Below are 22,183 nucleotides of genomic sequence, written 5' to 3'. Positions count from 1 at the left end.
GGGGGCGGGGCGGCCTAGGGTGGGGCCTCATGAGCGAATGGCAGATATCCGACGAGGAGGGCGGCCGGCTCGCCGCCCGTTGGTGGCAGTGGGCGCAGTCGGCGCCGGAGGACCGCAGCCCGGTCGCGGACACGACCGGGGAGCACGCGGGCTGGGGGCAGCCGGACGACGTGTGGTTCCTCGCCGGCACCTACGGCGGCCGGGTGGTGCGCCGCTGTGAGATCCCGGCGGGCCGTCCGCTGTTCCTGCCGGTCCTCAATCGCGTGCACACGAAGGCGCATTCGCGCACGCCGCTGGGTCTGGACCTCGCCCACGCGCGGGCGTATCTCAACGGCGCCCCGATCCCCTTCCGCCGGCTGACCACCCGCCCGTTCCGCATGGGCGACCGCATGTATCTGTCGTGGGGCATCTGGGCCGCCGTCACACCGCTTCTCCCGGGGCAGTACGTCCTGGAGATCGACGCGGCGTCGACGGGCGGCTTCCACGTCGACACGACGTACCACCTGACCGCGGTGCCTGCGTAGCCCGCGGCGCGGCGGACGGCGGCGCGGCGGCTCGGCCCCGTAACCCTGCCCCTTCCCCCGCCGGGAACGAGGGCACGGGCGAGACCGGTCCGCCGTCTACAGACTGAGCACGATCGCCGTACCCACGCCCGCGAGCCCCAGGGCGACCGCCGCCTCCGTCCAGCCGCCCTTGCCCCAGCGGAAGGGCCGGTCGGCGGCCAGCCGGCCGGGGCCGATGGCGGCGACGGCCAGAGCGACGACGGCGATGGCCACGTTGTACTCCACTCCGTTGTCCGACATCCACAGGCCATGCGCGCCGGTGACCATGACCATCGCGTTGATCATCACGCCGATCAGGGCGGCGGCCGCCAGCGGTGTCAGCAGCCCGAGGGCGAACCCGAGTCCGCCCAGCAGCTCGGACAGGCCCGCCGCCAGACCGTAGGCCTCGCCCGGGTGGTAGCCCATGGCGTCGAACCCCTTGCCGGTCTTCGCGAACCCCGGGCCGCCGAAGAGCCCGAAGAGCTTCTGCGCCCCGTGCCCGGCCATCAGCAGACCGAAGGTGAGCCGGAGCAGCAGCAGTCCGGCATCGGCGGCCCCCGTCCTGGCCGGGGTCGCGGACAGGGGCCGTTCCTCCGGGCCCCTCGACGAGGCCAGTGGGTTGAAGGGGCTCGGGGACCGCATACAAATGCTCCGATGCTGGGGGACGCCGGCGGGCCGCCCCCGCTCGACGGGCGTCGGCCACAAGGGCCGGGCTTCCCGTGTCGCACCGGGAGTAGTCCCGGACCCGCCGCAGGTCACCGCAGCGTCACCACGGCTTGCCCCGAACGGACGAACGAGAGCCGCCGCACCGCACCAGGCGGTGCCCCCTCACCCGGCATCAGCCCGTCCAACCGGACCGTGCCCGTCCGACCGGACCGTGCCCCGCCGGCGACGGTTCACCGGCGACGGTTCAGAGGATCATGCAGGTGGTGGTCGCGTGGGCGATCAGCCTGCCCTCGTCGTCCCGGACCTTGCCCTCGGCCGTGGCAGTGCGGTGCCCGGCGTGGATGACGGTGCCCTCGGCGGTGAGCTTCTGCCCGTCGGTACGGGCGGCCCGGATGTAGTTCACCTTGAGTTCGAGGGTCGTGTACGAGGTGCCGGCCGGGAGCGTGGTGTGGACCGCGCAGCCCATGGCCGAGTCGAGCAGGGTGGCCGCGATGCCGCCGTGGACGGTGCCGAGGGGGTTGGCGAAGTCCGGGCGGGTGTCGAGGGAGACGACGACACGGCCGGGCTCGACCTCGTCGAAGCGCATGCCGATCAGCCGGCCGATGGAGGGGATGCCGTCGGGGTGCTCGGTCTGCACCCGGCGCATCAGTTCCAGACCGGTCATGGCGGTGGGGTCGGGGGTGGCCACGGGTTCCTCTCCTTCGCGCGTACGGACGAGGTCGGCGCGTACGCGTGCGGGTGTGGGCGTGAGTGTGGGTGCGCGTACAAGTGCGGGTTCGGGTGCGGGTGCGGGCGAGTCCCTCACCCGAATGCGTTTCCCGGCATTCCCTATTCTCCGCCGCATCCCTCTCCCCCGGAACCCGAAAGGCCGACCCCGGTGAATTCCAGGCGCGATGCCACGCGAGCCGCCCACGAGGGAGCGCGTCCCTCCGTAAGGTGGGCGAGCAATCCGTATATGACGGAGAAAATGGCCGGATCATCCGATTTCCCGAATGGGAGTGCCTGTGATTCGTAAAAGACTGGCGTCCTTGCCAGTGGTCCTCATCGCGGTGATCGCGACGGTCTTCGCGTTCCCGGCATCCGCCGGGAACGCGAGCACGGGCCCCCGGGTCCAGGCGGCTGCCTCGCACACGGTCGCGCCGGCGTCCGTGGTCTCCTCGGGCGGCGAACGGGTCACAGGCTCCGGTGTCGCACTCCCGGGGAATTCGGCGTCGCGCGCCGGCCATGGTTCCGGCGTTCACGACTTCGCACCGGCCGCCGCCCCGCGTGCCCATGCCCCGTATGCGCCGCATGCCCCGCGGAGCGGCAGGATTTCCGGGGAAAACGCCGCAGGCGATAACGGTCGCGGATTCCTCGACTTCGGCGGTTCGGTGACCACCCTGCCGCTCGGCAAGCTGTCACCGAATAAGTCCGGCGTCACCTCGGGCAAAAACGGCTCCGATCAGCGCCGCCTCGGCAGACTCGCGCCTTTCACGGTGACGTACGACGGCAACGGCAACACCTCCGGCACCCCTCCGGTCGACCCCAACGCCTACCAGCCGGACGACACGGTCACGGTCCTCGGACCGGGCGACCTGACCAGGGCCGGGTATCTGTTCGCGGGCTGGTCGACGTCCCCCGCCGGCTTCCCCGAGTACGTCCCTGGCAGCACCTTCGTCATCACCGGCGACATCACCCTGTACGCGGTGTGGGAGCAGGAACCCGCCACCCTCACGGTCACCTACGACGCCAACGGCGGGTTCGGCACCCCTCCGGTGGACCCGAACCTCTACCACCCGGGCCAGGCGGTCACCGTCCTCGGGCCGGGGGACCTGACCAGGGCCGGCTACACGTTCCTGGGCTGGTCCACCGACCCCTTCGGCGGCGCCCAGTACCAGCAGGGCGAAGTCTTCTTCATCACCGGCGACACCACCCTCTACGCGGTGTGGGCGGCCGATCCCTTCACGGTGACGTACGACGGCAACAGCGGGTCCGGCACCCCTCCGGTGGACCCCACCGTCCACTACTACGGCGACCCGGTCACCGTCCTCGGGCAGGGGGGCCTGTACAAGCCGGGCTACCGCTTCCTGGGCTGGGCCACAAGCCCTTCGGCCGCCACGCCCGACTACCAGCCGGGCGACGTCTTCCTCATCACCCAGGACACCACCCTGTACGCGGTGTGGGAGCAGGAACCGGCTCTCCTCACCGTGACGTACGACGGCAACGGCGAGACGTCCGGCACCCCTCCGGTCGACCCCAACGTCTACCACTTCGGTGACACCGTCACCGTCCTCGGACCGGGCGACCTGACCAGGGCCGGGTACGTGTTCATCGGCTGGTCCGTGGGCTCCGGCGGCTCTGCCCAGTACCACCCCGGCGACACCTTCACCATCTTCGAGGACACCGCGCTGTACGCGGTGTGGCAGCAGGAACCCGCCACCCTCACCGTCACCTACGACCCCAACGGAGGGTCCGGCACCGCCCCGGTGGACCCCAACACCTACCACTCCGGCGACACGGTGACCGTCCTCGGGCCGGGGGACCTGACCCGGGCCGGATACCGGTTCGCGGGCTGGGCCACGACCTCTTCGGCCGCCTCCCCCGACTACCAGCCGGGTGACACCTTCATCATCACCGGCGACACCACGCTCTACGCGGTGTGGGAGCAGGAGCCGGCCACCCTCACGGTGACGTACGACGGCAACGGCAACACCTCCGGCACCCCTCCCGTCGACCCCAACGTCTACCACTCCGGTGACACCGTCACCGTCCTCGGCCAAGGGGATCTGGCCAAGACCGGCTACGTCTTCCTGGGCTGGGCCACGAGCCCCGCGGCCGCCACCGCCCAGTACCAGCCGGGTGACACCTTCACCATCTTCGACAACACCACGCTGTACGCGGTGTGGCAGCAGGAGCCGGCCACCCTCACCGTCACCTACGACGGCAACGGCAACACCTCCGGCACCCCTCCGGTCGACCCCAACGCCTACCAGCCCGGTGACACCGTCACCGTCCTCGGACCGGGCGACCTGACCAAGACCGGCTACACCTTCCTCGGCTGGGCCACGAGCCCCGCGGCCGCCACCGCCCAGTACCAGCCGGGCGACACCTTCACCATCACCGAGAACACCACCCTCTACGCGGTGTGGGAGCCCTCGGCCTTCTCGCACCTGACGCTCGACAAGCGGGTGGTCTCCGCCGGGCCGTTCGAGGTGGGCGACACCGTCGAGTACGCGTACACGGTCACCAACACCGGCAACACCACCCTCGGCGAGGTGACGGTCACCGACGACAAGGTCGCGACGGTCACCTGTGAGGCGACCACCCTCGCCGCCGGCCAGAGCACGACCTGTTCCGGCAGCCACACGATCACGAACGCCGACGTCACCCCGTGCGAGCCGGTCCACTCCCCGGCGACCCGTGGCGGGGGCAGCACCTGCGCGGTCACCAACACCGCCCGCGCGCACGGGACCGACCCGCAGGGCGACCAGGTCACCAGCGACCCGGCCACCGCCACCATCGAGGTGAACACGGGCGAGCCCTGCGACCACGACCACGGCTACGGCGGCGACAACGGATACGGCCACGGCACCGGCCACGAGTACGGCACCCGAGAGGAGCGGACGGCGTGACCCCCTGACCTCCCCCGGAGTCCACCCGGCAGGGAAAGGCCCGTGGCCGCAGACGAGTTCTTGTCTGCGGCCACGGGCCGTCCCATGCGGCGGCGGGACGCTCAGTTCAGGAACGTCCAGAGCTGGTTCGCCCCGCCGGTGTCCGGGAAGACACCGACCCAGCGGTCGTCACCGGTGAGGTTGCGCAGCACGTCCAGGTCCCACTTGTAGTAGGTGTTGACCAGGTGCACGCTCCCGTTGGTCCCGGTCGTGAAAGTCCAGTTCTGGGTGGGCTGGCCCGCGCAGTCGTACTGGTCGACCCAGTCGCCCGCCCGCGCGCTGAGCCCGTCGTGGACGTCCAGGCACTTGCCCGACTTCTCGTTGACGACGGTGAAGGTGCCCGGGCCGCTGGAGTCGAGGTGCCAGTACTGGTCGGAGCCGCCGTTGCCGGTCTGGGTGACCACATGGGCGCTGTTGTCCAGTGAGCCGCCTTCGACATCGAGCAGCCGGTTGCCGTTGCCGACGCTGGCGATGGCGGACGACTCCCGGGTGGCGACCTCCCACTGCTGGCTGTCCTGGGGGCCGCAGGGCGAGATGGCGGCCGCCCCGGCGTTGCCGTGGGCGCCGAGGACGTCGAGGCAGCTGTTGGTGTGGTAGCCGTTCACCAGCACACCGGTGGCCGAGTCATTGGGATTCGGATGGAAGTACCAGGCCTGGGTCGTCGCGCCCGAACAGGTGGTCTGGTCGACCAGGTCCCGCTGGTTGGCGGTGCCGTTGTGGACGTCCGCGCACTTGCCGGTCTTCTCGTTGACCAGCACGAAGGCCGGCAGTCCCAGGAAGGGCTGCAGGCGCCAGGTCTGTTCGGGGCCCGCGGCGGGGACCGCGGCCTGTCCGCCGGTGCGGCTGGAGGGGGGATAGGTGATCAGTTCCGTCTGGTCGGCGGTGGAGCCGTCCGGGACCGTCAGCGGGTGGTGGTCGTCTCCGACGGCGCGCAGCTCGACCGCTTCGGCGCCGCCGCGCAGTGCCAGGGGCAGCAGGCCGACGGGGGTGTGGTCGCTGCTCATCGCGTTGAGCCGCACCCCCTCGTACAGCGCGCCCGCGGCCAGCGCGCGGCCGGTGAAGAAGTAGTCCGCCTCGGCCAGGTTGCCGGTGAAGAAGCCCACGGTGGGCCGGCCGCTGCGGTACTGCACGGCTCCGGCGGGCGCGGTGACCGGCAGTTCGTCGGGGTCGCGGTTCCAGTCGCCCATGGCGAGCCAGTTGGCGTTGGGCGAGGCGGCTCGGATGGCGTTGAGGGTGGACTCCGCGTTGTTCGCCTGGCCGCCGTTGGAGTCCGCGTGCGCGGTCCAGTACGACGCGTTGCCGAGCCGGACCCCGAAGGCGGGCCGCGCCCCGTTGTTGGGGGCGTAGAGGATCTGGTTGGTGTACCACGGGGTGACGAGGGCCAGGTTGACCCGGTTGCCGCCGAAGTCGGTCCGCAGGTAGTAGATGTAGAAGACTTCCTGGCGGCTGTGGGTGGCCACGTTCCACTGGTAGACCTGCACCGGCTGCTGGCCCGGGGCGGTCGGGATGGTCCCGAGGTACGACCCGGGCAGCGCCTGCGCGGGGCCGGCCTCCTGGATCGCGATCATGTTGTAGTTCAGGTCGATGAGCTGCGGCAGGTCCTTGGCCCACTTGTCGGCGTCGTCGCCGCTGCCCGCGCCCTGAAGGTTGTAGCTGGCGGCCTGGACGTCCTCCAGGTTGTTCGGCGGCGGGGGCGGCGCCGCGGCGGCCCCGACCGCCGCGAACAGCAGCCCGGCGACGGCGAGGGCCGTCGCCACCAGGCCCGCGACCAGTCGCACCAGACCGGCCCTCGGCCGGGCCCGCCCGGGGCCCGTTCCGACTGGTCGGCCCCTGTCAGTGGATGACGGCATCGTGCTCTCCGTTCAGCGGGACCGCTCTGCCGCGGCCCGTCACGGCAGAACGTCTCCCGGCCGGCCGCACGCCACACTGTGGGCCCGAGTCTTCATACGATGGGCATGGCGCCTCTTCGTACGAGGGACATGGCGCCGTCGAGCCGGGCCGGGCGCCCTCTCCGGCATCCCGGGAAGGGCCGGCGAACCGCCGGACCCGGAGGGGCAACGGGCTTTCCGCCACGGCGCGTTGACCGCGTACCTAAAGGACCTGGTCGGTGCGGGCCTCGATCGCGCGCAGGACGGCGGCCATGTCCGCCTCGCCGTGCCCGAGTCCCACCGTCTCGCTGTACAGCGTGTGGCAGATGTCGAGCAGAGGTGAGGCCAGGCCGGATGCCCTGGCCTCCTCGGCGATCAGGCGGTTGTTCTTGAGTACGTCCAGGATCGCGGCCTGGGCGGTGAAGTCGCCGGCCAGCAGTTTGGCGGTCTTCGTCCGGGAGACTCCGCTGGCGAGCGGTCCTCCGTCCAGTACGTCGAGGAATCGCTGGTGGTCGAGCCCGTGCCGGTCGGCGAAGTGGAACGCCTCGGTGAGGCCGGTGACTTGGGTGATCAGGAAGAGGTTCACCGAGAGCTTCATCAGCAGCGCGTGGGGGACCTCGCCGCAGACGAAGGACTGGTGGCAGAGCGGGGCGAGAAGCGGCCGTACCTCGGCGACGGCCGTGTCCTCTCCGGCCAGCATGGCGACAAGTCGCCCTTCCCGCGCGGGGTCACGGGAGCCGGAGACCGGCGCTTCGACGTAACTGCCGCCCGCCGCGCGGATGTCGGCTTCGAGTCCTCGCGAGTAGCCGGGCGAGGTGGTGCCCATGTGCACGATCGTCCGGCCGGCGGTGCGCGCGGCGAAGTCCGGGGTGCCCCGGGCCAGGACGGCGTCGATCGCCGCGTCGTCGGCCAGCATGAGGATGACGATCCGGGCCCGGCGGAAGACCTCGGCGGGCTCTGCCGCCACTTCGGCTCCCTCGGCGCGCACCGGCTCCGCCCGGGCGGCGGTGCGGTTCCAGACGAGGAGCGGGGTGCCGCCTCGTACCAGGTTGAGCGCCATGGGCCGGCCCATTATGCCGAGACCGATGAATCCGACGAGGTCCTCGTCCATCCCGCACCGTCCTGTCCGGCAGTCCCGCCGTACGGCTGCCGCTCCGTCGCCGACTATGACAGCGGTCATAGTAGCCCCGGAATTATGACCGTTGTCATAATGGGAGCGCGGAGCCGGGGGATTCGGCTTCGTGCGGCGGGCCGGCGGGGGCGGGGATCTCCCTCCACCCGCGCAACGGCAGACGTATCGACAGACATATCGACAGACGTACCGGCAGAGGCGTACGAGGGACGTACCGACCGAGGGGAGAACGGCCATGACCGGCAGCGGCGACCGGGGGCCGCGCGAGCGGATGATCTTCAGCGCTGCCCAGCTGCTGCGGCGCGACGGGGTCGCGGCGACCGGCATGCGCGACGTGGCCGCTCACGCCCAGGCCCCTCGCGGCTCGCTTCAGCACTACTTCCCCGGCGGCAAGGACCAGTTGGTGAACGAGGCCGTCGCCTGGGCCGGCCGTTACGCCGCGAAACGCGTCGCCCGCTTCGTCGCCGCGATGGACGCACCGTCACCGAGCGGACTCTTCGCCGCGATGGTGCGCCAGTGGACCGACGAGCTGGAGGCCACCGGCTCCCTCGCGGGCTGCCCGGTCGCCGCCGCCACGGTGGACTGCGCGGACGGCGTCGAGTCCACCCGGGTCGCCGCCGCCGACGCGTTCGCGTGCTGGCGGCGGCCGGTGGCGCAGGCGCTGACCGGAATGGACGTGCCGGAAGCGCGCGCCGAGGCGCTGGCGACCCTGATGGTCAGCGCCCTGGAGGGCGCCATCCTGATCGCCAGGGCCGAACGCGACCCCCGCGCCCTGACGACGGTCGCCCGTGAACTCGCCCCGCTGCTGGACGGGGCCGTGGCCCGAACCGACGCAGGCTGACCGCCCGTTCCGGGCACCGTGACCCTGGCGGCCCGCCGGCCGAGGCGGCGCGACCCCGGCCGACGCGGCGGCCCCACCCGCACGGCGGCCCCGGCCGTGGACGGAAAGTCCACGGCCGGGGCCCTCCCGCTCATCCTGGAGATCAGGGGGTGGTGAGGCCGAACCAGTAGTCGAAGACGTCCAGCAGCCCGTTGAGGGTGTTCAGCGGGTCGATGGTGCCGCTGACGACGGTGAGCGCGCCGGCCTCGACGAGCTGGTCCGGGGTGGCGGCGGCGATGGCCAGGTCGTTCAGGCCCTGACGGGTGATCGAGTACACGGCGTCGGAGGAGTCCGCGTCGAGGGTGTCGGGGCGCTGCACGAGGACACCGTTGCGGAGCTGGAGCGTGTACGTGTCGGGGTCGTCGGGCAGTCCGCCGGTGATGGCGAGGCCGATGGTCAGCGGGGTGCCGGCGGCCGCCGGGCCGTTGAGACGGATCCCGAGGTAGTCGAAGAGCATGTCGACCGGCATCGCCGCGAGCACGGGCTGGCTGATGATCTGCTGCGACGGCAGCGAGCCGCTGCCGTCGACCGGCCGGACCCGCAACTCGACGGCGGCGGCGAGGTAGAAGTTGCGCCAGGGCGCGCTCTCGGCCTGGTAGCCGAGCTGTTCGAGGACGTCGGCCTGGAGGGTGCGGGCGGCGGTGTACGAGGGCTCGGCGAACACCACGTGGGACAGCAGCTGCGCCGCCCACCGGTAGTCCTGAGCGGTCTTGGCGTCGTCGAACGCCTGCTGGGCGACGGCGACGATCTTGTCGGCCCCGCCGAACGCCTCGACGTACCGGGCTCCGGCGTCCTCCGGCGGCAGCGAGTGCAGATGGGCGGCGTTGCCGTCGTACCAGCCGAGGTAACGCTGGTAGACGGCCTTGGAGTCGTGGTTGACGGTGCCGTAGTAGCCGCGGTTGAACCACTGGCCGGACAAGGACTCCGGCATGGCGTCGTCGAGCTGTTCGCCGATCTCGACCATGGTGTAACCGTGGTTGGCCAGCCGCAGGGACTGGTCGTGCAGGTAGCGGTACAGGTCGGCCTGCGAGGTCAGGAACGACACGATCGTGTCGGGCGCGTCGGTGGTGTTCCAGCGCGGCCAGAAGTGCGAGGCGAACAGGGTGTCGGAGCGGCCCCCGTACCACTCGATGGACTGCGTGAGGTACTCCGACCACGCCTTGGCGTCCCGGACCTGGGCCCCGCGCAGGCTGTAGAGGTTGTGAAGGGTCGGGGTGGCGTTCTCGGCCATGCACACGGCGCGGATCGCGGGCAGGTAGAAGTTCAGCTCGGACGGGGCCTCGGTGCCGGGGGTGAGCTGGAACTCGATCCGGAGCGGCCCGACGGGGATCGCGTTGCCCAGGGTGGCGATGTCCGACGTGATGTTGACGGTCGGGGCGAGCAGGCCGGTGGCGCCGAGCGAGGTGGTCTTGCCGAGACCGGCGTCCACCTGCCCCTGCGTGGACTTGTCCAGCAGGCTTCCGTACATGAACTGGGCGCGGCGCTGCATGGCGTTGCCCGCGTAGACGTTCTCGCTGACGGCGTGTTCGAGGAAGCCGTCCGGGGCGATGATGTCGACGCCCTCGGGCAGGGCACGGTCCGGGAAGAGGCCGAGGACGCCGCCGTAGTGGTCGACGTGCGAGTGGGTGAAGATCACCGCGCTGATCTCGCGGTCCGTGCCGCGCTCCTGCCGGTAGAGGTCGAGCGCGGCGGCGGCGCACTCCTCGCTGATGAGGGGGTCGACGACGACGATGTCCCGGGAGCCGCCGGTGGAGTCCTCCAGGAAGGTGATGTTCGACAGGTCCATGCCCCGGACCTGATAGACCGCGTCCTTCACGACCTCGAACAGGCCCACGTTCATGTTCAGGAGCGCGTTGCGCCACAGGCTCGGGTTGACCGTGTCGGGGGCGTCCCCGGTGAGGAACGCGTACGGGCCCAGGGCCCAGGCCGGGACCCGGGAGGCGTCGTCCTTGTCGACGGTGAAGTCGGCCGGCAGGGGGGCGATCAGCCCCTGGGCGGCGAACGCGGCCTCGGTGTCGTCCGCCGGGGCCGGGACGACGACGGCGGCGTTCAGGTCCCGGGTGAGCGGGGTGGCGGGCTGGGAAGCGGGCAGTTCGGGAGCGGTCACGTGCGGCATTCCCTCCGGTCGGCCGGAACGCGAGCTTCCGGCTCGGATGATGGCGCGGGAGATCGAGGCGGCGTGGAGACGCCCGGGAAACGAGGACGGGCGTTCCACGGCGGCATGGCATACGGACAGGACGCACCCAGGACAGGTGGTCACCCAGTGCCATCGACCCCCGACAGCCGGTGATACTTCCAGCCGGATCAACCGGACACCAGAGTCGAAACAGGCCAGTCGATCCGCTGCCGCAGCAGGTGGCCCGAACGCGTCGACCGGGGCACCGAAAACACGAGGTGACCGCCGACTCCCGTACGAGAAACGGCCGTTGGGCGGATGTCGCGGTTCGCGGTGACGGCCGAAAGCGGGGCGGTGGACGGTGAGGAGCCCTCTTCGGCCTCTTCGGCCGCCGGGCGCTCCCATGACATCAGTCGCCCGTTCGAGAGCCGCCGGCCCGTAGCGCGACGATGCGGGCCTGGTCCCCGGACGGCCGTTCACAGGTCCCGATCGCGGCCAATGAGCGATCGTGCGGCGTGTCGGTGCGGCGAAGGTGGGGCGAACACCTTGGCACCGCTACGGGTGAACCGCTCCACCTCCGACAGTGCGGCCCGCTCGGCTTCCCGTTGGGTGGACCCGTACTTGGTCAGCACCTTCGGGGTGTCGAACCCGAGCATGAGCAACAGCCCTTTGATCGGCATCCGTTCGTCCTGCGCCTTCTCCTGGGTGAGCATCTTGCCCAGCCGGCCCTGGGTGAACGTGACCTGTTCACCCATCCGCACGGTCTTCATCAATGAAATTGATCAACTAGACCCTGAACTACCGCACTTCGGCTAACGTGCCACTGTGACTGATGCCGCAAGCCGCCGCCTAGACCCTCTTTGGGTGGCCGCCATTGCGGACCGGCTGCGTGCAGAGCAGTGGGCCCTCAGGAAGACCCTCGTCCTTGATCACGCGCCTGCTGCACTTATCGACGGGCAGTATCGACTCTCCGTGCTGGTGGGCTACCACAACTTCGAAAAGCTGACCACCGCCTTCCAGCGCGTCATCCTCTACGGCCCTGGAAGCGGAAAGTCCCACTCGGTGGCATCGATCCTGATGCGGTCACTGCGCGGGCTCGCCAGCGCACAAGACGACCAACTGCGCGCCACCCGCGCCGCCTTCGATCGCCAACTTCGGTCATCGACCGAGAAGATCTGCCGGCTGCCGGCCATCACGACGGCGATGGATGAAGTCGATCTGCCGGACGATGACACCGGGGCTACACCCACACTCGAGCAGCACGACGCCACCGTTAGCGCATGGGCCGAGCTGGTGGCCGCTGCGCGCGATGAATTCGGCAAGGGCACCCAAGGCGCTGCCGACTTCCCCGCGGAAGGGCACCCCGGCCCGGCGTCACCATGCGGAGTGATCCGCCTCGCCACTCCCCTCGTACCGCGTGCCCCGGGAAGGCAACTGGCTCTGCACGTCCAGTTCACACACGGCGTTCAGGCAGCCTGACCTCGGTCGGCTGCCGGAGCCGACACCCTCCGCGAGGTCGCATCATGGGCTTGCCCACCACAACCATCACCGCTCCGCTCTGGCTCTTGCTGTCGACAGCAGCGTTTCTCCTCCTGCCGGCCATCGCCTGGTGGCAGCAGAGATTCCGGTTTGCGGCCACCCTCGCCGCAACAGCCCTGCGAGCCGTCAAGCACCGCCTTCACCGGCGGGTACGAGCCGGCCTCGAACGCATCATGCAGGATCCGACAGACGGGCACTGAATACGAGAGCGGGGGTAGGCGTGATCCGCGCCTACCCCCTCGTCAACCACCCTGCACAAAAGACCCCCTCGCGTTCCGGCATAGCCTTGAGAGGAGCCACGGACCTGCCCGCGAGCAACGTCATCCCGCGCATGGGCTGCTTCCAGACTGATGAGACAGCCCGCCAGCTTCCGAAGTTCCGTAGCGCCGCCACCACTTTTACGAAAGAAGCACTACGCGGCCATCCGGCCCGTATTCTGATACCTGCCACAACGCCCCACCTCCACTGCACCATCCTGACCCCCGGGCAATCAGGTCCGGGCAACGAAGGAGGCGGTAAGCGTTGAGGCGCTTATGGGAGTTGGTCCGCAGACTAGGGCGACGCGAACTGGCCCTGATCATCGTTGCAGCGTTCATGTCGGCCATAGTCGCGAAGACCGTCGACATCGCGGAAGCAGGGATGCTCAAGGCGTTCAACACGTTGTTCTAGCCAGCGACCACGGCGCTGCAATCGCCGTGGTCGCTGGCCGCTGAAGGGCCACTGCCCCGGAGCCCTGCCCCGCGCACAGCGGAGCAGGGCTCCGCCACATGCGCCGGGCGGAGAGGCGCGGCATACAGAATCGAAGCCGGCGACCGCCTCACCCCGCCTGAGTTAACGTCACCCAGAAGAGTGACGCATATAGTTATCCCGTAATCAAGAGCTTAATTGATCCACGGGGATCGGTGTGCACTTTGGACCGATCAAGTCGCGAATCCTTTAATGATTAGCATCCTCATTAAAGGATAAGGATGAGGACAAATCGACATCTATCGTAATCATTTACCCCTCCCTGCTTGCATCATCACCGCGTGAAGCGCCCCCAGGGGGCCTCAGTGACTCCGCCCCGCCGGCGTCGACTTTCGCCTGGTGGGCATCAGCGACCGCCCCTGCGATCTGCGTCCGGATCCGCTCCGCTTCCTGCCTGGCAAATCGTTTCCGGACTCATGCTCATGCTCTCGCCGTCGGGAAACTTGATGACCAGAGCATGACATACCTACTCGGGTGACCACCGTTCCCGCAGCTTGTCCGCGACGAACCGGCCGAGCGGGTCGTCCTAGGCGAGCTTGGAGTGCTTGGGGCGTGACCGGCTTTTCGCCCATGCTCGTTGGGCCCGGTGCGGCCTGTAGTCGCCGTCGACCGACCGGGCGTCGACCTCCCGCTTGATCGTGGAGGCCGGTCGGCCCAGCGCCCGCCCGATCGCGCGCAGCGACCGGCCTTCACCGTGCAGATCGGCGATCGGCTCTCGCTCGGTCACCGTGAGAAACCTGGGGTGTAGCTCGGCCTCGACCGTCGCGAGCGACGACTCCGCAGCAGTGGTGGTCACACCGGTCTGGTAGTCGATGCGGCGCCCGTCGGGGTACAGGCGCGAGTGGCCGATCTGCCGGATCCGTGGTCCCAGTCCTCAGCGGTGCGCTCGTGGACGCCGGCCCGCGCGGCGGCCTCACGGCGCCGGACTCCCGCCGCACGCAGTCGCTCGTGCTCCTCCCGGCCAGGATGCCCGGGCCTGCGAGGCTTGCCGCGACCGCGGAGCCGGCCTGCCGCGCCCATCCGAACGCCGTGTTGCGGTTCACTCCGACCGCACGAGCCGCAGCGGTAATACCGCCGTCCTCCTTGTTCAGCGCCTCGAAGAACCTCGCCTTCAGCACCTCAAAATCCAAGGCCCCCGCAACTCCTTGAACTCCAGGGTGTTGCGGGGATCAGAAGAACCGGCCCCCCTGGTGCCTGGGCATCGTCGCGCCCAGGACGCTCACCTCAGTATCTCCGCGCCGGGTGGGCCAGCTGTCACACCCAGGTGTAGTTCTCATCGGTGACGGCGGGCAGGGCGGCGTCGGTGACGGCGGCGCGGGGATCGGGCAGGGCGGCGAGGGCCGGCCCGATCGGCGGGAAGATGGCCAGCTCGGCGGTCTTGCGGTAGTCGATCCACTCGATGACGCCGGTCTCGTGGCTGCCGTCGGGCAGTTCGTCCTGCTCGGTCTCGGCGAGGGTGGCGCGGACCTCGGGGGTGATGTGGAGACGGTAGATCAGGTGGAGCTTGCGCGGGGGCGGGGTGGGGCCGGGGCGGGTGACGCGCTGGTCGACGACCCACATCAGGTCGCCGCCCTCGGCCTGATTGATGTCGAGGTCGAGTTCCTCGGCGAGTTCGCGGGCGAGGGCGGCGTCCAGGTCTTCGCCGTGTTCGACGTTGCCGCCAGGCGGGGTGTAGTGGGTGGAGTCCCGGCGGGTGCGGCGGATGAGGGCGACGTCGTCGCCGCAGAAGACCAGGGCCCCGGTCCGGATCTTGATCCGGGAGAACGGGACCGCAGCAGGGGTTTCGGGTGTGCTGGTCATGGCGGTCAGTATCGTGGCCGCCCCGGCGGCTCGGACGGGCTTTGCCCCTCTTTCACCCGCCCGCCCGGCGCCGTGGTTCAGGAGGCGGGCAGGCCGGGCAGCGCGAACGCGGCGCGGCCCTGGGCCATGCTGGTGTGCTCGATGAAGCCGTCCGGCAGGGTCAGCACGTGCCTGCGCAGGCGGCAGCCCGTGGTCCGCATGACCGGGGAGAGGTGGCAGGGGTCGAGTTCCTCGACAAGCAGGCTCGGGGTACTGGTGGCCTGGTTCTTCTTCCCGGCGACCGCGATGGGCAGGCGCCCGGCCTGGGTGAGGGGAAGCGGGGTGATCCGCCAGATCGGACCGCGGACGGTGGACAGGCTCGCCCGGCCGAAGCCGCGTTCCTCGCGAGGGGTCATCGGCTCGCCGTTGGTGCCGGTCAGCCCGCGGAACAGCTTCTCGGCGCGGCCTTGGTTGACGATCTGGCCGGTGTCGATGGTGAAGGCGCGGGAGAAGAACAGGCGCGGCGGGTAGCCGGCCCGCTCCAACACGGCCGCGTACGCGGCGATCTGCGGGTGGACCTGCTCGCGCAGGTGAGCGGCGGCCGCTGCGTCGACCGGCTCCAGCCCGTCGGCCTGGGCGGCGAGCGCGTCGACGACGGCGTCGACATCCGTCCCGGTGGCGTGCTCGAACTCGTCGCGACGGCTGATCCCGAGGGCCCGCTTGTGGGCGAGGAGCGTGTTGAGGAAGGGGCGGGTGGCGTCGGTATAGCCGGAGTTCGGGCGGACGGACGTGGCCGGGTAGAGGTGCAGGGCGGTGAAGGTGCCGTCGGGGTGGAAGTCGGGGTCGGCCGCCCAGTACGGGCCGTCGGCGTTGGAGAAGCGGTGGAGCCGCACCTCGCGGGCCCGGTGCGGCACGCCGAGGGTGCCGTCGAGCGCGGCCCGTACGGTCGCGGCCGTCGGCTCGGCGTGGTCGGAGCGGATGTGCAAGTACGGGGCGCCGGGGCGGGAGTAGACCGGCTGGGTGTGCTCGTCCAGGCGCTCGATGACGGTCTCCGGCAGCTCGCCGGCGTCTCGGTCGCGAGAGACGAGGAGGTGGGGTCCGGTGGCGAGGACGTGGTGGCCGTCGATGTGGGTGTCGGTCAGCTCGCCGATGCCGACGAGCGGGGCGAAGCGGAGTTCGCACGCGGCCGTGGCGGCGCTGTGTCCAAGGGCGTCGAGCAGCGGCCGGTACGTGCGCAGGCCGGCGGCGAGGTCCTCGACGTACGCCTCGCGGTCGGTACCCGAGCGGCCGGTGAAGCCGAGGGCGTACGGGGTGATGGAGAAGCGCACCCCGTCGAAGGAGCCGGCGTGCTCGGCCACCAGACGCTCGTGCATCGCGGCCAGGTGGGTGGAGCGGGAGGAGTAGCCGACCGTGGAGATCCGCAGCTTGACGTTCAGCACGTCGCGGGCGAGCTCGGCGTAGTGGTCGAGGTGCGGATAGGAGCCGATGTCGTTGTCCAGGTACGGGAAGACGACACGGGGGCGGTGGATCCGGCCGGAGGCGACGGGCAGGTTCCGCTCGGCGGCGACCTGCCCGAGCGCGGTGAACAGGCCGGTCAGTCCCTCGCGGGTGAGGCCCCAGGTGTCGCGGCCGGCTCCTTGCGAGCACATGGCGCACCTGTTGAAGCAGCCGACCTGCGGCGCGATGTACTGGACGCGGGTGAAGGCGTCGTCGGGCAGCGCCCGAAGCTGTTCCAGCAGGCCGGGTATCACGGTCGTGTTGGTGGTGATCATGACGGTGTCACCTCGCTGATGGTCGGGACGGGGGTGAGGTGGACGGCGAGCGCGTCGAGGACGGCGCCGCCGAAGGGGGACAGCCCGCGCGGGGCGGCGAAGGGGGTGCCGGGGCCGGTGGTGAGGGCTTCGGCGGTGCCGAGTTCGGCGCCGGGCAGACACACGACATCCTCGGCGGGCAGGTTCGCCAGCAGCACCTCGCCAAGGTCGGCGTTCGCGCACGCCGGGTGGGCGCCGGGCCGCACCCGGACGAGGCGGCCGCCCTCCGCGCGGTAGACACCGGGCCCGCGCAGCCCGCTCACCCGGACCGGCTCGGCTCCTCGGTGGCGGAGCTTGAGGTAGTACGGCCCGGGCCCGCCCCGCGCGGCCTCGCGGATGGTGGCCTGGTTGAAGCCGCCGGGATCCGGGAGCCAGTCGGGCCTGCCGCCGAGCAGCACGGTGAGGTGAGCGACGAGGAACGGAGGCAGGCCGCGCAACTGCTGGTTCACCGCAGAGACCTCGGTGGTGCCCTGGTTGCGGCAGTTGATCTCGTTGAACATCACCCGGCCCTCGGCCGTCAGCAGCGCGTCGAGCCCGAACAGCCCCGCCACCCGATGCTCGGCCCACAGATACCGACCAATCGGGACGGCCGCGTCCACCAGCTCGGCGACAGCCGCTTCGGGCCAGGGGCGCGACCAGTCGTTCCCGGCACTCTTGCCCGGCCCGATCCCGGCTTCCACGATCCCGATCGCCTTGTGCGACGGGCGGTCGACATACACCGCGACCCCGCCCGAGGTGTCGGGGACGGACAGGACCGTGGTGTTCGACGACCAGCCGGTGACGAACGCGGCGACCTTGTACGGACCGGACATGGCCGCCGCCCGCCGAAGATCCTTGTCGCCGTCGACGAAGACGGTGCCCCGGCCGCCGGAGTCCGCACCGGCCTGCACCACCAGCCGCTCCGACCCCACCAGCCGCCGCAGCTCGGCGAGCGCGGGCAGCGTCCCGTCGACCCGTACGCACGGGATCCGCATCCGTCCCGGCACCCCGGCCGCCTCCAGGAGCGCGTCGAAGGCTGCCTTGTCCTCGATGACGGACCGCAGCTGGCCGTCGATCGCGGCGACCGTGCCACCCGGCCCGGCCCAGCGGCGCAGGCGGCCGGTGGCGTACCAGGCGGCGATCACCGGCGGCTTCGGCAGCCCGGCGAGCAACCGGACCGCGTCCGCGTCCACGTTCTGCATCCAGCCGTGCCGCTCGGCGGGCCCGCGAAGCCCCGTACGGTCCTCGGCGGCAAGGACCCTGCCGGGTGCGGCCGGCTCCCAGCCGGGGTAGCAGCCGATGGCGAGCGCCGGCCGCGCCGCGAGCAGCGGTCCGGGTCCGGCGTACAGGGTGCGCATCGAGGAGCAGAACCGCTCGGCGGACACCAGTGGCCTACCGTCGAGCGCTCGGGCCAGAGCGGTCCCGGCCGCCTCGGCGAGACCGGTGTCAACCGGACTCATCCAGGTGGTCACGCGGCACGCTCCAGCTCTCCGAGCGCGGGCAGCGGCGCGGGCACGGCCGTCGCCCAGGTGCCGAGGAGGGCGTCGGCGATGGCGGTGGCCATCTCCTTCGGGTCGTGAGCGGAGGTGTCGAGGATCAGCAGCTTCCGGTGCCGGCGGCCCATGCCCTGGGTGAGCATCGCGGTGAAGGTGGCGGCGAACTCCGGGTCCTGGACCCCGCGGATATCGACGGCGTCCGGCGTCTGGCGTGTGCCGAGCCGAGCGCGGCGTGTGTCGGCGGGGGCGTGGAGGTAGACGGCGACGTCGAACGGGGCGAACACGCGCGGCCAGCGCAGCGCGAGGACTGCCGCCAGGTGGGGGCCGCCGGCCATGCCGAAGGCGACGGTGCGGTCGACGTACCCGTCCTGGATCAGGACGGTGTTCGCGGGCTCGGCCGCGCGGGTCCGCACGAGCAGGGAATCCAGCAGGTAGCCGGCGGTCAGGTAGGCGGTGGTGACGAGCGTGCTGTCGGGCTGCCGTACGAGCGGCAACTGCTTCAACAGCCGGCGCGCGGGGTGGCGGTCGGAGAGGAAGCCGCGGTGCTCGACCACGGTGCGGCCGCGGGCTTCGAGTTCGGCCGCGAGGGCGGCGGTGAGGGTGGTCTTGCCGGACAGGTCCAGGCCGTCGATGAGGACGCGCATCACGTACCTCCGAGAATCCGGTGGGTCGCCCGCTCCACGGCAGGCATACGCCACGATCAGCCCCGGCCGATCTCCGGTGAAGTCCCCTGGCGTTGCTGCGGGTTGCTCTCGGTTGCTTCCCGTTGCCTTCTCATGCGCGCGTACTTCCGTACTGGTCTGGCTGCGGTGGAGACTCGGCGGACCTGTATCGGGGAGGCTGTTTGTGATCACCGCTACCGCCACACAGACCCACCCGCTCACCGCGCTGATGGCCCGGCTCGGACTGACCGCCGCCGCCTATCTCAAGCGGCTGGCCGTCCGCCACGAGGAACTCGGATTCGGCGCGATGGCCTACCGCAAGGAGAAGGTCACCCGCTGGATCCGCGAAGGCGTCACACCCGAGAGGACCGCACTGCTGGCCATGGCCAGCTTCCACGGGCTCGGCTTCGCCGATGTCGACCGGTACGGATGGCCCGGCTTTCTGCTGCTGGCCCTCGACGACGACAAGGCCGTTCTGGAGTCGCCGTGGACAGCGGCGGGTACGGTCACATCACTGACGGATGTGGGAGGTCCCGTGGACCGCCGAAATTTCCTGATCGCTTCCACCAGCACGCTGGCCGCTGCCGTCGCGCAGTGGACCACCGCCGAACCGGCCCTCGCCATCACCGGCCGAGTCCGCCGCGTCGGCACCGAAGCCCCCGACCTGTTCGACACCCGTCTCGACGCCTTACGCCACCTCGACGACACCGTCGGCGCCGGTCAGGTCTACGACGCGGCTGTCCTCGAACTCCGCCTCATCACCGACCTCCTGAAGAACGCCTCCTACACCGAGGCGACCGGCCGTCGCCTCTTCGCCGCCGGCGCCGAAGCCTCCCGGCTCGCCGGATGGTGCGCGTACGACGAAGGCCGACACGCCGCCGCCGAACGGCATTTCATCACCTCGCTACGTGCCTCCGCTTCCGCCGAGGACCCCACACTCGGCGCGGTCACCCTCGCCTTCTGGGCCAACCTCCGCTACAACGCCGACGACCCCGCCGGCGCTCTGCACCTCATCGACGGCGCGCTCGCCGACCGGCGCAAGATCTCCTCGCCCCGGGTCATGGCCATGCTCCACGCCCGCGCCGCCCGCGCCCACTCCAAGGCAGGCGACCCCACCCTGGCCTGGCGCCAGGTCGACGCCGCCTTCGCCGCGTACGGCAAAGCCGACGTCCCGGAGACGGATCTCCCGTCGATGTACTGGATCAATGGCGGCGAGCTGCACCAGGTCGCCGCCAGCTCCGCCCTCGCCCTGGGCGAGCCGCGCAGGGCACTGGAGAATTTCGAGGCCGCCCGCACCCACACCGACCCGTACGACGCTGAACGCGAGGCTCGTGGCACCGTCATCTACCAGGCCCGCCAGGCTGAAGCCCACCTCGCCCTCGGCGACATCGACGCCGCCCTCGACGTCGGCCACCAGGTCATCGACGCCATGGGCGGCATCGACTCCGCCCGCACTACCAGCACCTTTGCCGAACTCCGCACCCAGCTCGCCAGCCACCAGCGCATCCCCGCCGTGGCCGACTTCCTCGACTACGCGGCCTGATGCGGCAACCACGACAACTGCGCCGACGATCTCCAGGCCTGCACCCAGAGATCGCCTCCACGCCTACCGCCTCCCGCCTACCGCCTCCCGCTGGGGGGCTTGTCCGGCTAGAAGACCGCCGAGCCGACTGTAACGGCGGTCCATACGCGGCGGGTTGTCGGCGCGAAACTGCACGTTTACCCGTGCCCTCCCCTCCAGGCCTCATGACCGGCCGCGCCCTGCTGCGCGGATCAACGCGGCGATCCGCCGGCTCATGCAGGAGCCGAACACCCCAGGACCGGGCAAAGGAGTACCAGCGGCTCCTGGTCGAGTGGGAGCAGGCGACACAGGCCGACCTGGTCAAGGCGGTGTGACGCACGAGCGCCCGCCGAATCGCCTTCCGACGGGGCGCCCACTCCAGGGCCCTCCGCGCCGAGCAGCATCAGCACGGGATACGGCGACCATGCGCCGCGGTGATGATCAGCCCCTCTCTGTCTCCCGCGTCCCCGCGCCCAAGGGACGCGAGGCCGACCCGGAGGCGGAGAGGCGCGAATGCGGTCACTGTCCCCTCACGCCCCGGCGGGGTCCCCGCTGCGGCGCAGCTCGCCGCCCGTCCGGGGCACGCTGTGCGCCTCACCTGTTCGACCTGGGCGGATCCGCGCGGCCAGGGCGACGGCGCCCTCGAAAGCGGCTTCGACGCTTCGGGCGAGCATCGGGCGAGCTAATGATCTTGAAGGAACAGAGAAGGCCCCCTCCGCGGAGGGGGCCTTCTCGCATGCGCAGGTCAAACGGGTGAATCTGCGGCGTGTCGCGGTGGGGCGGGTGGGACTCGAACCCACGGCCGACGGATTATGAGTCCGCTGCTCTAACCGGCTGAGCTACCGCCCCGAACACCACGGCGCGTACAAGTGTGCGCGCCGTCTGCCGCAGCATAGCCGCTCATACGATCTCCTGCTCCGGATGGTCGGCCATACCCGATCCTGAGGACTCACGGCGGCGCCGCATGGTTCCCCGGGAACGGAAAAAGGACCCCGAAGGGTCCTCTCTCGCTCGCTCCCCCGACTGGACTCGAACCAGTAACCCTCCGGTTAACAGCCGAATGCTCTGCCAATTGAGCTACAGGGGATCGCGCTCCCCCGACTGGACTCGAACCAGTAACCTGCCGGTTAACAGCCGGCTGCTCTGCCAATTGAGCTACAGGGGATTGCTGCGTTGCATCGAACGGACCCACCTCGGGCTTCCCCGGGCGGCGTTCCCTCGCTGCGACACATACATTAGCGCAAGTAGGGGGGTGCTCCGCCAATCGGTGTCCCCAGGACGCTCCAGGGAAGGCTCACAGGTGCGGTACAAGCTGATCTTCGTCGCCGGTCTGGCCCTCGGTTTCGTCGCCGGGACACGGGCAGGGCGGGAGCAGTACGAGCGGATGAGGAAGTGCGCGCGGCAGGTCGCGCGGAACCCCGTCGTACGCAACGCGGCCGAGACCGCCGCCCAGACCGGACGCCACACCGCCAAGAAGGCCGTGCGGGCCGCCGGCGAGCAGGCGAAGCGGATCAAGGAGCGGTGCGGGAAGGACGGGGAGTACGGGACCGAGGGGTCGTACGACGACGACTGGGGCACCAGCAACACCTGACGGACTCCGGACCGGACCGGACCCGCGCGGCGCCCCGTCCCACGACGCCCCCGCGACCCGCAGGCCCGTGCGCCCGTACGCGCACACGCACACGTACGCACGCGACCGCCCTCAGCACCCGGCCGCCCGGCGCCCGCCCCGGCCGGACCGGCTTGTCGCGGCCT

The 22,183-nt window shown here is 70.7% G+C and carries 17 protein-coding genes, 3 tRNA genes and 1 pseudogene; 6 read left to right on the top strand and 15 right to left on the bottom strand.

Annotation, left to right across the window (positions count from 1 at the left end):
- The first annotated feature begins 29 nt into the window (after nucleotides 1–29).
- Nucleotides 30–524, top strand: coding sequence for a hypothetical protein (locus ABZ990_RS17080; protein ID WP_361231590.1), 495 nt, complete (start codon nucleotides 30–32; stop codon nucleotides 522–524).
- A gap of 96 nt (nucleotides 525–620) precedes the next feature.
- On the opposite strand, the gene ABZ990_RS17075 is transcribed toward ABZ990_RS17080, so the two are convergent.
- Complete coding sequence (locus ABZ990_RS17075; protein ID WP_361231588.1) at nucleotides 621–1,184, bottom strand: DoxX family membrane protein; 564 nt, start codon at nucleotides 1,182–1,184, stop codon at nucleotides 621–623.
- 268 nt (nucleotides 1,185–1,452) lie between these two features.
- Nucleotides 1,453–1,872 carry a PaaI family thioesterase gene (locus ABZ990_RS17070; protein ID WP_361231668.1) on the bottom strand — a complete coding sequence of 140 codons (420 nt, stop codon included), beginning with the start codon at nucleotides 1,870–1,872 and terminating at the stop codon, nucleotides 1,453–1,455.
- Between the two features lie 706 nt (nucleotides 1,873–2,578).
- Here ABZ990_RS17070 and ABZ990_RS17065 point away from each other — a divergent pair.
- Nucleotides 2,579–4,819 carry an InlB B-repeat-containing protein gene (locus tag ABZ990_RS17065; protein WP_361231586.1) on the top strand — a complete coding sequence of 747 codons (2,241 nt, stop codon included), beginning with the start codon at nucleotides 2,579–2,581 and terminating at the stop codon, nucleotides 4,817–4,819.
- 101 nt (nucleotides 4,820–4,920) lie between these two features.
- On the opposite strand, the gene ABZ990_RS17060 is transcribed toward ABZ990_RS17065, so the two are convergent.
- Nucleotides 4,921–6,636 carry an RICIN domain-containing protein gene (locus tag ABZ990_RS17060; protein WP_361231584.1) on the bottom strand — a complete coding sequence of 572 codons (1,716 nt, stop codon included), beginning with the start codon at nucleotides 6,634–6,636 and terminating at the stop codon, nucleotides 4,921–4,923.
- Between the two features lie 313 nt (nucleotides 6,637–6,949).
- On the bottom strand, nucleotides 6,950–7,837 hold the full coding sequence (locus ABZ990_RS17055; protein WP_361231666.1) for an NAD(P)-dependent oxidoreductase: 888 nt from the start codon (nucleotides 7,835–7,837) through the stop codon (nucleotides 6,950–6,952).
- A gap of 256 nt (nucleotides 7,838–8,093) precedes the next feature.
- Between ABZ990_RS17055 and ABZ990_RS17050 the strand changes: the two genes are divergently transcribed.
- Nucleotides 8,094–8,699 (top strand): TetR/AcrR family transcriptional regulator, encoded by a 606-nt coding sequence (locus ABZ990_RS17050; protein WP_361231582.1) that lies wholly within the window; start codon nucleotides 8,094–8,096, stop codon nucleotides 8,697–8,699.
- A gap of 142 nt (nucleotides 8,700–8,841) precedes the next feature.
- Here the strand turns inward: ABZ990_RS17050 and ABZ990_RS17045 are convergent, their stop codons facing one another.
- Nucleotides 8,842–10,845, bottom strand: coding sequence for an alkyl sulfatase dimerization domain-containing protein (locus ABZ990_RS17045; RefSeq protein ID WP_361231580.1), 2,004 nt, complete (start codon nucleotides 10,843–10,845; stop codon nucleotides 8,842–8,844).
- A 485-nt stretch (nucleotides 10,846–11,330) separates the two neighbouring features.
- Nucleotides 11,331–11,624, bottom strand: a complete 294-nt coding sequence (locus ABZ990_RS17040) for a hypothetical protein (protein ID WP_361231578.1) — start codon at nucleotides 11,622–11,624, stop codon at nucleotides 11,331–11,333.
- A gap of 94 nt (nucleotides 11,625–11,718) precedes the next feature.
- On the opposite strand from ABZ990_RS17040, the gene ABZ990_RS17035 reads away from it, so the two are divergent.
- Nucleotides 11,719–12,333: a hypothetical protein gene (locus ABZ990_RS17035; protein ID WP_361231576.1), complete on the top strand. Its 615-nt coding sequence runs from the start codon at nucleotides 11,719–11,721 to the stop codon at nucleotides 12,331–12,333.
- A gap of 1,198 nt (nucleotides 12,334–13,531) precedes the next feature.
- Here ABZ990_RS17035 and ABZ990_RS17030 read toward each other — a convergent pair.
- The 5 genes and pseudogenes from ABZ990_RS17030 to ABZ990_RS17010 all read right to left on the bottom strand — a co-directional run.
- Nucleotides 13,532–14,082, bottom strand: a pseudogene (locus tag ABZ990_RS17030) (helix-turn-helix domain-containing protein); the annotation flags it as partial.
- A 312-nt stretch (nucleotides 14,083–14,394) separates the two neighbouring features.
- The gene (locus ABZ990_RS17025; RefSeq protein WP_361231574.1) at nucleotides 14,395–14,940 is read right to left on the bottom strand and encodes an NUDIX hydrolase; all 546 of its coding nucleotides are present in this window, start codon (nucleotides 14,938–14,940) and stop codon (nucleotides 14,395–14,397) included.
- Between the two features lie 77 nt (nucleotides 14,941–15,017).
- Complete coding sequence (locus ABZ990_RS17020; protein WP_361231572.1) at nucleotides 15,018–16,691, bottom strand: hypothetical protein; 1,674 nt, start codon at nucleotides 16,689–16,691, stop codon at nucleotides 15,018–15,020.
- Nucleotides 16,688–18,169 carry a hypothetical protein gene (locus tag ABZ990_RS17015; protein WP_361231570.1) on the bottom strand — a complete coding sequence of 494 codons (1,482 nt, stop codon included), beginning with the start codon at nucleotides 18,167–18,169 and terminating at the stop codon, nucleotides 16,688–16,690. Before ABZ990_RS17015 ends, ABZ990_RS17020 begins: the two co-directional genes overlap by 4 nt.
- 8 nt (nucleotides 18,170–18,177) lie before the next feature.
- Nucleotides 18,178–18,849 (bottom strand): hypothetical protein, encoded by a 672-nt coding sequence (locus ABZ990_RS17010; RefSeq protein WP_361231568.1) that lies wholly within the window; start codon nucleotides 18,847–18,849, stop codon nucleotides 18,178–18,180.
- Between the two features lie 202 nt (nucleotides 18,850–19,051).
- Between ABZ990_RS17010 and ABZ990_RS17005 the strand changes: the two genes are divergently transcribed.
- Nucleotides 19,052–20,410: a transcriptional regulator gene (locus ABZ990_RS17005; protein WP_361231566.1), complete on the top strand. Its 1,359-nt coding sequence runs from the start codon at nucleotides 19,052–19,054 to the stop codon at nucleotides 20,408–20,410.
- A 548-nt stretch (nucleotides 20,411–20,958) separates the two neighbouring features.
- Here ABZ990_RS17005 and ABZ990_RS17000 read toward each other — a convergent pair.
- The 4 genes from ABZ990_RS17000 to ABZ990_RS16985 form a co-directional block, all read right to left on the bottom strand.
- The gene (locus ABZ990_RS17000; protein WP_361231565.1) at nucleotides 20,959–21,102 is read right to left on the bottom strand and encodes a hypothetical protein; all 144 of its coding nucleotides are present in this window, start codon (nucleotides 21,100–21,102) and stop codon (nucleotides 20,959–20,961) included.
- Nucleotides 21,103–21,203: 101 nt separating this feature from the next.
- Nucleotides 21,204–21,277 (bottom strand) — tRNA-Ile (locus tag ABZ990_RS16995).
- Nucleotides 21,278–21,442: 165 nt separating this feature from the next.
- Nucleotides 21,443–21,515 (bottom strand) — tRNA-Asn (locus tag ABZ990_RS16990).
- A gap of 5 nt (nucleotides 21,516–21,520) precedes the next feature.
- Nucleotides 21,521–21,593, bottom strand: a tRNA-Asn gene (locus ABZ990_RS16985).
- A gap of 135 nt (nucleotides 21,594–21,728) precedes the next feature.
- Here ABZ990_RS16985 and ABZ990_RS16980 point away from each other — a divergent pair.
- Nucleotides 21,729–22,019, top strand: a complete 291-nt coding sequence (locus ABZ990_RS16980) for a YtxH domain-containing protein (RefSeq protein WP_361231563.1) — start codon at nucleotides 21,729–21,731, stop codon at nucleotides 22,017–22,019.
- Nucleotides 22,020–22,183: the final 164 nt, after the last annotated feature.

This window comes from Streptomyces sp. NPDC046203, from assembly GCF_040646255.1.
In the GTDB taxonomy this organism is placed as follows: domain Bacteria; phylum Actinomycetota; class Actinomycetes; order Streptomycetales; family Streptomycetaceae; genus Streptomyces.
The sequence above is the reverse complement of the archived record's forward strand: the minus strand, read 5'-3'. Positions and strand labels throughout refer to the sequence as shown.

Coding starts and splice junctions, on each gene's coding strand:
- ABZ990_RS17080 (WP_361231590.1), top strand. CDS start 30: ATGAGCGAATGGCAGATATCCGACGAGGAGGGCGGCCGGCTCGCCGCC.
- ABZ990_RS17075 (WP_361231588.1), bottom strand. CDS start 1,184: ATGCGGTCCCCGAGCCCCTTCAACCCACTGGCCTCGTCGAGGGGCCCG.
- ABZ990_RS17070 (WP_361231668.1), bottom strand. CDS start 1,872: ATGACCGGTCTGGAACTGATGCGCCGGGTGCAGACCGAGCACCCCGAC.
- ABZ990_RS17055 (WP_361231666.1), bottom strand. CDS start 7,837: ATGGACGAGGACCTCGTCGGATTCATCGGTCTCGGCATAATGGGCCGG.
- ABZ990_RS17050 (WP_361231582.1), top strand. CDS start 8,094: ATGACCGGCAGCGGCGACCGGGGGCCGCGCGAGCGGATGATCTTCAGC.
- ABZ990_RS17040 (WP_361231578.1), bottom strand. CDS start 11,624: ATGAAGACCGTGCGGATGGGTGAACAGGTCACGTTCACCCAGGGCCGG.
- ABZ990_RS17025 (WP_361231574.1), bottom strand. CDS start 14,940: ATGACCAGCACACCCGAAACCCCTGCTGCGGTCCCGTTCTCCCGGATC.
- ABZ990_RS17020 (WP_361231572.1), bottom strand. CDS start 16,691: ATGATCACCACCAACACGACCGTGATACCCGGCCTGCTGGAACAGCTT.
- ABZ990_RS17015 (WP_361231570.1), bottom strand. CDS start 18,169: ATGAGTCCGGTTGACACCGGTCTCGCCGAGGCGGCCGGGACCGCTCTG.
- ABZ990_RS17010 (WP_361231568.1), bottom strand. CDS start 18,849: ATGCGCGTCCTCATCGACGGCCTGGACCTGTCCGGCAAGACCACCCTC.
- ABZ990_RS17000 (WP_361231565.1), bottom strand. CDS start 21,102: ATGCTCGCCCGAAGCGTCGAAGCCGCTTTCGAGGGCGCCGTCGCCCTG.